Genomic DNA, 9110 nt, shown 5'->3' with positions numbered 1-9110 from the left:
GAGCGTTCCAGGTCGTCGGCGGTGCCCTCGTCCGGTCGCGGGGCGGCGTGAGCGCGGTGCCACGCCCTGCGGTCGGGGTCGAGGCGGGGATCGGTGGCGTCCGCCAGTGCCCGGTGCACCGCGCGGCGCTCCGGCGCGGAGGCCCCTCGGTAGACGGCCGAGCGCACCAGCGGGTGGTGAAAGCGCACCCTCGCGCCGAGCTCGACGAGCCCCGCGGCCTCGGCCGGCGCCGCGGCGTGCGGAGGTATCTGCTGCAGTCCGGCCGCGCGCCACAGCAGGGACACGTCTCCGGTGGGCTCGGCCGCGGCAGTGAGCACCAGGCGCGCGCTGTCCGGTGGCAGCGAGCGGCACTGCTGCTGGAAGGCGTCCTCGATGCGGCTGTCCAGGGGCCGCCTGCCGGGAAGCCAGAAACCGCCGGCCAGTTCCGCGGGCGCGCGGGGCAGGTGAAGCAGTGCCATCGGGTTGCCGTGGGCCTCGGCGATGATCCGATCCCGTACGAGCGGGTCGAGCGGCGCCCGGACGGCCGAGGCCAGCAGGGCCCGGGCGTCGGGCTTGCCGAGGCCGTGGACGGTCATGTCCGGCAGGCCGGCCAGCGCCCGGTCGTCGCAGGGCTCGCGCAGGGCGAACAGCAGAGCCGTCGAGTCGGCCATCAGCCGTCTGGCGACGAAGCCCAGTACCTGCAGGGAGCCCTCGTCCAGCCAGTGCGCGTCATCGAGGAGGCACGCCAGCGGCCGGTCCCTGGCGGCGGCCGCCAGCAGACCGAGCACGGCCAGGCCCAGCAGGAAGCGGTCCGGTGCCTCGCCCTCGCGCAGCCCGAACGCGACGGACAGCGCGTGGCGCTGCGGCTCCGGCAGCTCCTGGAGCCCGCCCAGCAGGGGTGCGCACAGCTGGTGCAGGCTCGCGAAGGGGAGTTCCATCTCCGCCTCGATGCCGAAGACGCCGACGGTGCGGAACCCGACGGCCCGTCCGGCCGCGTAGTCGAGCAGCGCGGTCTTGCCGATCCCCGCCTCGCCGCGCAGGACCAGGACCGCGCTGCTCCCCGCCCGCGCCGTGGCCAGCACCCGGTCCAGGGCGGCCAGCTCGCGGTCCCGCCCCAGCAGTCCGACCCGGGTATCGCCGGGGGACACGTGCATGGCCGATCTCCTGACCACTGCTCGGCGGATTTCAAAGGGTTTCGGGGGGTTCGGTGCGTGTGGGGATCAATGCCCATTGTGGACCCGCGGCTCCCGGGTCACCGCCCCCGCGCCGCCCGATCCCCGGGGCCCGGCCACGGGGTGACCCCGGGGGTTTCCCGGGGCCGACGCATGCCCGACCTCGGACAGGGTGGACGAGCCGGTGACACGAGGTCGCCGGCCGCAGCAAGGAGACACACGCCTATGTCCACAACCCCCCGCACTCCGGAGATCCGGCCGTTCACCTTCGAGTTCTCCGACGCGGAGCTCGACGACCTGCGTGCGCGCATCCTGGCGGCGAGGTGGCCCGAGAAGGAGACCGTCGAGGACCAGTCGCAGGGCCCGCAGCTGGAGACGATGAAGGAGCTCGCGCGCTACTGGGCCGAGGAGTACGACTGGCGCAGGGTCGAGGCGCGGCTGAAGGCGGTGCCGCACTACCTCACCGAGATCGACGGGCTGGACATCCACTTCATCCACGTCCGCTCCCGGCACGAAGACGCCCTGCCGCTGATCGTCACCCACGGCTGGCCCGGCTCGGTCGTCGAGCAGCTGAAGATCATCGACCCGCTGGTCAACCCCACCGCCCACGGCGGGAGCGCGTCCGACGCCTTCCACGTGGTGATTCCCTCCATGCCCGGCTACGGCTTCTCGGGCAAGCCGGCCGCGAAGGGCTGGGGCCCCGAGCGCATCGCACGTGCCTGGGGCGAGCTGATGAAGCGGCTGGGCTACACCCGGTACGTCGCCCAGGGAGGCGACTGGGGTGCGATCGTCACCGACCTCATGGGCGCCCAGGAGCCCGAGGGGCTGCTCGGCATCCACACCAACATGCCCAAGGTGATCCCGGCCGACATCGACGCCGCGCTCGCCGCGGGCAACCCGCTGCCCGAGGGCCTGTCCCTGTCCGACGAGGAGCAGGCGGCGGTCGACTCGCTGGACTTCGTGTACCGGCACGTCTACTACGCCTACATGATGGGCTCGCGCCCGCAGGCGCTGACCGGTCTGGTGGACTCCCCGGTCGGCCTGGCCGCCTTCCTGCTCGACCACGACGCGGCCAGCCTGGCCCTGATCTCCCGGTCCTTCGCCGGCGTCAGCGAGGGCCTGACCCGCGACGACGTCCTGGACAACATCACGCTCTTCTGGCTGACCGGCACGGCGGTCTCCGCGGCCCGCCTGTACGCGGAGAACACGACCTCCTTCTTCGGCATCAACGGCGTGAAGCTGCCGGTCGCCGTGAGCGTCTTCCCCGACGAGCTCTACCGGGCCCCCAGGAGCTGGACGGAGCAGGCCTATCCGAACCTCGTCCACTACAACAGGCTCCCCAAGGGCGGCCACTTCGCCGCCTGGGAGCAGCCGGAGCTGCTGGTGGGCGAGATCCGCACGGGCTTCCGCTCGCTGCGTTAGGTGCGTCGCCCGGTGATCCGCGACCGGTGATCCGGACGGCTGCCGACGATGCCGGGGCGGCCGAAGGGCTCCACCGCGGGCACTCGGCCGCCCCACCCGCGCCGTGCGCACGGACACCCGCGCCGTGCGCACGGATCGGTTCAGGCCGGCCTGCCACAGGTTCGGGCCGAAGACCTCGTACCGGATGTCGTGCGGAGCCACCCCGCGCTCGATCAGCCGGCCGCGCACCGCCCGCACGCGGGCCCGGCCGCGCCACGCGCGGTCGGGCCACCAGGGCGGGCGCGGCCCATTCAGCTGCGCCGAGCCGGCCCGGAACGGGGGCGTCCGCTCCACCGACGGCGGAAAGACGGTCCGGACCGAGCAGCCCCTTGCGGGACCGCGGTCCCGGGCGGGGCCCGCCTGATTCTCCCCGTCCCGGCTGACTCCCGCCGCTGGGCGCGCTGTTGCGGAGGCCGGGGACCCGGCGTTGCAATCAAGTGTGAGGCTCTTCGGCAGTGCCGTAGCGGCCGGCCGTCCCGCTCCGGGCACAGGGGCCGGCCGGAAGGGGCTCAAGGCCGACGCGCTGGGCTTGTTCTCCTCCGTGGCCATGAGCCTGGCCTCGACCGGCCCGGCCTACAGCCTCGCCGCCACGCTCGGCATCATCGTGGCCGGCGTCGGGCTGCAGACCCCTATCGTCACCATGCTGGCGTTCGTCCCGATGCTGCTGGTCGCGTTCGCCTTCCGGGAGCTCAACGCCAGCAACGCCGACTGCGGTACCACCTTCACCTGGGCCACCCGCGCCTTCGGGCCGCGCACCGGCTGGATGGGCGGCTGGGGACTCATCGTCGCCAACATCATCGTCATGGGGAACCTGGCCGAGATCGCCGCCGCCTACGGTTTCCGGCTGGTGGGCCTCGACAGCCTGGCGGACAGCCGGATGTGGATCACCGTGGCGGGCGTCGCCTGGATCGCCGCGCTGACTGTGATCTGCTACGTCGGCATCGAGGTCTCGGCCGCCGTCCAGCGCTGGCTGCTGTGCCTGGAGGTGGTGGTGCTGCTCGTGTTCGCGGTCGCCGCGCTGGTCCGGGTGTACACCAGCCCTCCGCCCACGGCGATCCATGTCTCCGCCTCCTGGTTCGACCCCTTCCAGGTGTCCTCGGCGAACGCCCTGACCTCGGGCGTCCTCGCGGGGGTCTTCATCTACTGGGGCTGGGACACCGCGTTCGCCGTCAACGAGGAGACCGTGGACAGCCGGCACGTGCCGGGACGCGCGGCGGTCCTGTCCACCGTGCTGCTCCTGGTGATGTACGCGCTGGTGTCCACCTCTGCACAGGCGTTCGCGGGCGTCGGCACCTCGGGCATGGGGCTCGCCAACCCGCACTACGCCGACGACGTGCTGTCCGGGCTGGGCGCGGCCGTCTTCGGGACCAGCGGGACGGGGCTGCTCCTGTCGCGCCTGCTGATCCTGATGGTGCTGACCTCGGCGCTGGCCTCCGCGCAGACCACCATCCTGCCGCTGGCCAGGACCGTTTTCGCCATGGCGGTCCACAAGGCCGTCCCGGTCCGGTTCGCCCGCATCCACCGCAGATTTCTCACCCCGACCTGGGGCACCGTCGGCATGGGGGCGGCCTCGATCGCGCTCTTCCTCGTCCTGTCGGTGTCCAGCCGGAACGTCCTGGGCGACACGGTCGACTCGGTCGGCCTCGCGATCGCGTTCCAGTACGGCCTGACCGCCTTCGCCTGCATCTGGTACCACCGCAGGGTCCTCACCCGCAGCCGCAAGGACCTGCTCTGCAAGGGCGTGCTGCCGGGGCTCGGCGGTGTGATCATGGCCGTGCTGTTCTTCTACGCCGCCTTCGGCGTCTACGCCAGCCCCGGATACGGCTCGACCGTCATCGACCTGCCGGTGATCGGACCGACGGGCGGGGTCACCGTCATCGGCCTGGGCGCCCTGCTGATCGGCCTGCTGCTGATGCCGATCGTCACCCGGGGCCACACCGTGGCCCTCAAGCTTCAGCGGAGCCTGCTCCCGGGCCGCCTGCCGCCGCACGCGGCCGTCGACACGGCGAGCCGCTACCTGCCCGCCGACAGCGGGTCCGGGGTGGGCGGCGACTGGTATGACGTCATCCCGCTGTCGGGCACCCGGGTCGGCCTCGTCGTCGGGGACGTGCTCGGGCACGGGCTGCGCGCCGCGGCCACCATGGGACGCCTGCGCACCGGAGTGCGGGTCCTGGCCCGGCTGGACCTGAGCCCGGACGAGCTGCTGTCCCGCCTGGACGACCTGGTCGAGCAGACCGGGTACGAGCGCCGCGCGAGCCACGGCCTGGCCCGCGGCACACAGCGGCCCGACGAGGCGCTGGGGGTGACCTGCCTGTACGCGGTGTACGACCCGCTCTCGGGCCGGTGCAGCCTGGCGCGGGCCGGGGAGCCCGGGCTGGCGGTCGTCGCGGCGCGCACGGGCGCCGTCGACTATCCGGTGCTGCCGCCCGGCCCGCCGCTGGGCATGGGCGGCCTGCCCTACCAGAGCACGGAGCTGGAGTTGGCTCCGGGCAGTCTCGTCGCGCTGTTCACGGACGGCCTGCTGCAGGCGGCCGACGGCCGGGACGCCGGCCGCGCGCAGCTGTCCGAGGTCCTCGCCGGGGACCGCACGTCCCTGGAGGAACTGTGCGACCGGGCGGTGTGGACCCTGCTGCCCGGCCCGGTGGACGTGGACGCGACGCTGCTCGTGGTCCGCACGCGCCTGCTCGACCGCAACCAGTTCGCCCAGTGGGACCTGGCCCCGGACCCGGCGGCGGTGGCCACCATCCGCACCGCCGTCGGCAAGCAGCTCACCGACTGGGAGCTGAGCGACCTGGCGTTCGGCACGGAACTCATCGTCAGCGAACTGGTCACCAACGCCATCCGCTACGTCGGCGGCCCCATCCAGGTACGCCTGATCCGCGACCAGGCCCTGATCTGCGAGGTCTCCGACACCGGGCACACCACGCCCAACCTGCGGCACGCGGCGAGCGACGACGAGGGCGGCCGGGGCCTGTTCATCATCGCCCAGATGACCCACCACTGGGGTACGCGCTACACCCCCACCGGCAAGACGATCTGGACCGAGCAGTCCATGCCGTCGGCGGACGTCCCGTAGCGCGGATCCGCGGCTCCCGCTCAGCGGCCGCGCGGCCCGTCGCCGGACCGGCGGTGCTTGACGTGCCGGCGGACGGTGCGCCAGCGGGACCGGGTCTGCTCGAGCAGGCTGTTCCACTGGCGGCGGACCTCGTCGTCCGGGGTGCGCTCACCCCGTGCGATCCGGGCGAGCTCGTCCCGCACCTCGCGGCCCAGCACGGCCGCGCCGACGACGAGGAGCATCACCGCGAAGAGCGCCGAGACCATCGCGAAGACGGCTCCCACCACGCCGTAACGCCTGACTGAGGAGTTGAACAGGATCGGCAGATAGATCGTCGCGCCCACCGAGTAGGCCGCGGTGGCGACGGCCCCGGCGAGCCCGAAGGGCACCAGATCCCGCCAGCCGACGCGCCGCGCGGTCAGCAGCACTCCGCTCCAGACGAGGAAGAGGGCGGTGACCGGCAGCTCGCCGGCCACTGATGTCAGATGCGCCCGGCTGTCGGCGGGCAGGGCCTGCAGCAGGATGCTGACCAGGGCGTAGCCGATGGCGGACAGCAGCCACCACAGGCCGTTGCGGGTGTTGCGCACGCTGAGCGGTTTGAGCTCCCAGGTCTGTTCGAACAACCGCTGAAGGGCCCGGGTGAAGCTCAGGGCCGAGATGGCCAGGAACACCACGCCGAGGACACCCCCGCCCGTGCTGTCCTGCCCGGCCGGGAAGAGGGACTGGACCGAGGCGGCTCCCGGCCCGGTGAGGCCGTACCTGCTGACGATGTGCTGGGCGACGTCGTACGACGTCAGGCTGTGCAGCACGGTCGCGCCCACGATCGCCAGCGGGACCAGCGCGGTCAGGGCGCTGGAGGCGAGGGCCATGGAGCGGTCGAAGCCCGCCACCTTCTGGAACCGGCCCAGGACGCGCAGCGTGAAGGCAGGACGCAGCCAGAACGTCAGGGCTGTGAGCAGGCGCCGGGCACCGTTCTCCGCCGTCGTGCCCTCCGTCGGGGTCGGCTGCAAGGGGCGCTGCGAGCCTAACCGGCCGCCGCGGCCGCCGCCGGGCACCGACACGGCGCGCGGGCCGGGCGCCGTCCGGAGTCGTACGGGGCCCGCGCGGCCCGGCCGGATCCGAACCGGTGGCACCGGCGTCTGTCCCGGTATGGACCTCCACAAGCCGCCGCCGCGGCAGCCCGAAGGGTGCCTTGTCGTCGCGATCCGCATGCCGGTGCGGATCGTCGTCCTCGTCCTGGTCGTGCCGGTGCGCATGGTGTGGGACGCGCTCGTGGCCGCCGGGCGGCTGCTGCGGGACACCGTGCTCGGACCGCTCGGGCGGGCGCTGCTGCGGGCCGCCGAAGTCCTGTTCGTGTGGCCCCTGGTGGGGCTGTGGCGGTACGTGCTGGTCCCTGGGGGCCGGGCACTCGCCTGGCTCTGGGCGGTGCTCGTCGTCGTACCGGCGCGGTGGATCCACCGCCGCGTCCTCACGCCCGCCGGGCGGGCCGTCGCCTGGCTGGCCCGGTACCTGCTGGTCGTCCCCGCGCTGTGGCTGTACACGCGGGTCCTCGCGCCCGCCGGGCGGGCCGTCGCCTGGGGTGTGCGGGGGCTCGGGGCGCTGCTGGGCCTGCTGGCCACCGGCGTCGGGCTGGCCCTGTACTGGGCCGGGCGGGTCCTGCTCGTGCTGCCCGGCCTCGTGCTGTGGCGATGGGTTCTGATGCCGGTTGGCCGGGTCCTGGCCGTCGTCGCACGGGAGGTGGGGGAGGCCCTCGGGCACGCCTGGCGGGTCGCCGGGCACCTCTCGCGGGCCGTCGGGCGGGTACTCGGCACCCTCTTCCGGTGGATTGTCGTGGTACCGGTGCGCTGGGCGTACCGGACCGTGCTCACCCCCGTCGGCCACTTCGTGCGGGACGCCGTCCTGCGGCCGGCCGCCGAGGCCGCCCGCGCGGTGGGCCGGGTCACCCGCCAGGCGCTGTCCGCCGCCCGCGACACCGCGCGGCAGGCCCGCGCCGACCTGCGGCGCGCGCTCTTCGGCGGGGGCGGGGAACCGGCGGCCGTGGACCGGCGGGAACCTCAGGGCCCCGCGGCACGTACTCTTGGTAGCAGTACGACCGCTCTCACGAAGGACTAGGACACTGGGCAAGCGACAGCCCGAAGGCCCGCCGCCCGCACCCGCGGTGCAGCGCATTCGACTGCGCTACACCAAGCGCGGCCGCCTGAGGTTCACCAGCCACCGAGACTTCCAGCGCGCCTTCGAGCGTGCGCTGCGCCGCGCCGGGGTGCCCATGGCGTACTCGGCCGGGTTCACGCCGCACCCGAAGGTGTCGTACGCCAATGCCGCACCCACCGGCACGGGCAGTGAGGCGGAGTATCTGGAGATCGCGCTCACCGAACCGCGCGACCCGGAGACGCTGCGCGTCCTCCTCGACGAGTCGCTGCCCGCCGGGCTCGACGTCGTCGAGGCGGTCGAGGCGCGGACCTCGGGACTCGCCGACCGGCTGACGGCCTCCGTGTGGGAGCTGCGGCTGGACGGCGTGGACCCGGCCGACGCCGAGCGCGCGGTCGAGGCCTTCACCAGGGCCGAGACCGTCGAGGTGCAGCGCATGACCAAGAACGGCGTCCGTACCTTCGACGCCCGGCCCGCCGTGGCGGGCCTGGAAACGCACGGTTCGCCGGCTGATAGGCCGACCGACCAGCCCTGTGCGATACTGCGGCTGGTTGTTCGGCACGTGACGCCTGCCGTACGACCCGACGACGTCCTGTCCGGTCTCCGCGCCGTGGCCGACCTGGCGCCGCCGGTCCCCGCAGCGGTGACCAGGCTGGCGCAGGGGCTGTTCGATGAAGAGACCGGCACGGTGACCGATCCGCTCGCGCCCGACCGCGAGGCAGCAACGGCCCTGACGGCCGCACCGGCTGCCGCCGCGACGGCGCCGGAAGGTCCCGCGTAGGGACGGACGTCGTAGCGCCGCCCTCGTACTCGGGAGCCACCTGGGTCGGGCAGCGCACCCACCAGAAGACTTTCGCCAGGCCGTACCGACAAGGCGTACGGAACCGGCGAGACAGGACACAGAGTGCTCCCGTGCGGCGCCCGCGCCCCGGACGGCGGCCATCGCGCACCGCGCGGGCCGCGGACGTCAACGGCTGCCGGCCACTGCTGGCCGGCGCCGGACCAGGCGCGGCGCCCGGGAGCCCGACGGGAGAAACGCCCGCATGCTCGAACCGACCGAACCCCTTGAGGGTTCCGAACTGAACACTCCCAGCGACACCCTGCCGCCGCGCAGGCGTCGCCGTGCCGCCTCTCGCCCGGCGGGCCCGCCCGCCGCGGCCACCGAGGCGCCCGCCGAGGTCACCGTCCCGGCCATACCGGTCGCGGACGCCGACGAGGTCGCCCGGTCTGCGGAGAATGAAGAGGCTGCAGTGGCCGAAGAGGCAGTGGAGACCGCGGAGACCGAAGAGGCTGCG

At 73.6% G+C, this 9110-nt stretch carries 7 protein-coding genes; 5 read left to right on the top strand and 2 right to left on the bottom strand.

Annotation, left to right across the window (positions count from 1 at the left end):
* A partial coding sequence (locus ACLU3S_RS33635) for an AAA family ATPase (RefSeq protein ID WP_413955774.1) occupies positions 1-1133 on the bottom strand: 1133 nt, incomplete at its 3' end.
* Positions 1134-1376: 243 nt separating this feature from the next.
* Here ACLU3S_RS33635 and ACLU3S_RS33630 point away from each other — a divergent pair.
* The gene (locus tag ACLU3S_RS33630; RefSeq protein ID WP_413955773.1) at positions 1377-2573 is read left to right on the top strand and encodes an epoxide hydrolase family protein; all 1197 of its coding nucleotides are present in this window, start codon (positions 1377-1379) and stop codon (positions 2571-2573) included.
* Positions 2574-3051: 478 nt separating this feature from the next.
* Complete coding sequence (locus tag ACLU3S_RS33625; protein WP_413955772.1) at positions 3052-5688, top strand: amino acid permease; 2637 nt, start codon at positions 3052-3054, stop codon at positions 5686-5688.
* A gap of 20 nt (positions 5689-5708) precedes the next feature.
* On the opposite strand, the gene ACLU3S_RS33620 is transcribed toward ACLU3S_RS33625, so the two are convergent.
* Positions 5709-6677 carry a YhjD/YihY/BrkB family envelope integrity protein gene (locus tag ACLU3S_RS33620; protein WP_413955771.1) on the bottom strand — a complete coding sequence of 323 codons (969 nt, stop codon included), beginning with the start codon at positions 6675-6677 and terminating at the stop codon, positions 5709-5711.
* A gap of 139 nt (positions 6678-6816) precedes the next feature.
* Here ACLU3S_RS33620 and ACLU3S_RS33615 point away from each other — a divergent pair, with 139 nt between their 5' ends.
* The 3 genes from ACLU3S_RS33615 to ACLU3S_RS33605 all read left to right on the top strand — a co-directional run.
* Positions 6817-7779, top strand: coding sequence for a hypothetical protein (locus ACLU3S_RS33615; protein ID WP_413955770.1), 963 nt, complete (start codon positions 6817-6819; stop codon positions 7777-7779).
* Between the two features lie 46 nt (positions 7780-7825).
* Positions 7826-8596, top strand: a complete 771-nt coding sequence (locus tag ACLU3S_RS33610; protein WP_413955769.1) for a TIGR03936 family radical SAM-associated protein — start codon at positions 7826-7828, stop codon at positions 8594-8596.
* A gap of 262 nt (positions 8597-8858) precedes the next feature.
* Positions 8859-9110 (top strand): hypothetical protein (locus ACLU3S_RS33605; RefSeq protein WP_413955768.1); only part of this gene is annotated, 252 nt, incomplete at its 3' end.

The sequence above is a fragment of the Streptomyces sp. AF1A genome (assembly GCF_047340315.1).
In the GTDB taxonomy this organism is placed as follows: Bacteria; Actinomycetota; Actinomycetes; order Streptomycetales; family Streptomycetaceae; genus Streptomyces.
The sequence above is the reverse complement of the archived record's forward strand: the minus strand, read 5'-3'. Positions and strand labels throughout refer to the sequence as shown.